This is a genomic window from Vibrio sp. 03_296, assembly GCF_002265885.1.
The window spans coordinates 1-991 of the sequence record NZ_NPKW01000821.1 but is presented as its reverse complement, the minus strand read 5'-3'; the positions used below and the strand labels follow the sequence as shown (position 1 = coordinate 991).

Below are 991 nucleotides of genomic sequence, written 5' to 3'. Positions count from 1 at the left end.
CACCATCTTCGTCTTCATCTTCGTCTTCATCGTCGATGTCGGTGTTGTCTTCATCTTCCAAATCAGATTCTGCAAGCTCTGAACCGATGTGTGTTGCGGTTGGAGCAGCCGTTTCATCTGCATTTGGATCAACAAAACCACTGATAAGGTCAGTGAGGCGAAGTTCTTCCGCTTGTACTTTGTCGAACTGTTCAAGARTATAAGGAATGGTTCCTGGGTATTCAGCAACAGAGGACTGTACTTGGTTGATACCATCTTCAATTCGTTTAGCGATGTCGATTTCGCCTTCACGAGTTAGAAGTTCAACGGTTCCCATTTCACGCATGTACATGCGCACTGGTCTGTAGTGCGACCAATTTCGCTCTCTACGCTTGAAAGCGCAGCAGCGGCTGCTTCGGCAGCATCTTCGTCGGTAATGTTTGATTCATCACTCAGCGCTAGGTCATCAGCATCAGGAGCAGTTTCTACTACTTTGATGCCCATGTCGTTAATCATCTGAATGATATCTTCCACCTGTTCTGAATCTACGATTTCAGCAGGTAGGTGGTCATTTACTTCGGCGTAGGTCAGATAGCCTTGCTCTTTGCCACGGATGACAAGTAGTTTTAGCTGTGACTGCGGATTATGATCCATAGACGGTATCCAACTTCGTAATCTGGTGAAGGAATTAGTATGCGAAATGCAAACCACTAACTATAGCAAATAAAATTGTTGCTGACTAATTAAACAGGGTTACGCTTTTAAATCTAGCATGAGTGCCATAAGCTCCCTTCTTTCATCGGCTGATAAGCCGATGCTTCTATCTTTTGCCTGCAGGTTCTCAATTTGCTTTTCAACACACTGAGTCAAGAATCTTGTCCAGCGAGTCTAAAAATATGTCTTCTTCATTGTCATCGTCGAGGGGATTTCCCAACCTGCTAAACGAGACAGAAGCTGTTCATTCTGGCTGCCACGCCAGCTTTCTAGCAATTGGCCTGTGGTTATATTGGGG

At 44.9% G+C, this 991-nt stretch carries 1 protein-coding gene and 1 pseudogene; both read right to left on the bottom strand.

Features of this window, described 5'->3' with window-relative positions; translation table 11 throughout:
- Window positions 1-633 (bottom strand): annotated as a pseudogene (locus tag CIK04_RS28145) (RNA polymerase sigma factor region1.1 domain-containing protein); the annotation flags it as partial.
- A 234-nt stretch (window positions 634-867) separates the two neighbouring features.
- Window positions 868-984 (bottom strand): hypothetical protein, encoded by a 117-nt coding sequence (locus tag CIK04_RS35805; RefSeq protein WP_369597180.1) that lies wholly within the window; start codon window positions 982-984, stop codon window positions 868-870.
- Window positions 985-991 lie beyond the last annotated feature (7 nt).